The following is a 436-nucleotide window of genomic DNA, read 5'->3' on the forward strand; positions in this document are numbered from 1 at the left end:
ATCAATGCAGACCATGTAATAGGTGACCACGGTGTCATGATCTATGACACGGCGGATATCCTGCAGTCAGCTGAAAGTGCGCTGAATAATCAGGGCGCTCGTGATGTGATCACCCTTTCCAATGGCAACAATGTTGTGATCGCCGGTCAGGGCAATGATGAAGTAACGACTACTGGCGATGCTGACATTGTGATCGGCGACAACGGTTCAGCCCGGTTTACCGATGGCCATTTGGTCACGTTGACCAGTACAGATGTTGATGACTCCACTGGCGGTAATGACACCCTGAACCTTGGTGATGGCTTCAACCGGGTTATTGGTGGTACTGGCGAAGACACCATTACTGGCGGTAGTGGCATCGATCAGGTTTTAGGCGATCACGGCAACATGACCTGGGATGTCACCGACATTCTCCGGACAATGACCAGCAGCCTGG

The 436-nt window shown here is 52.1% G+C and carries 1 protein-coding gene; it reads left to right on the forward strand.

The features are described 5' to 3' along the window. Positions 1-36: 36 nt before the first annotated feature. The coding region (locus tag AC27K1_RS21710) for a calcium-binding protein (RefSeq protein ID WP_487152885.1) at positions 37-436 on the forward strand (400 nt) is incomplete at its 3' end.

Source organism: Kistimonas ophiarachnellae (assembly GCF_057552235.1).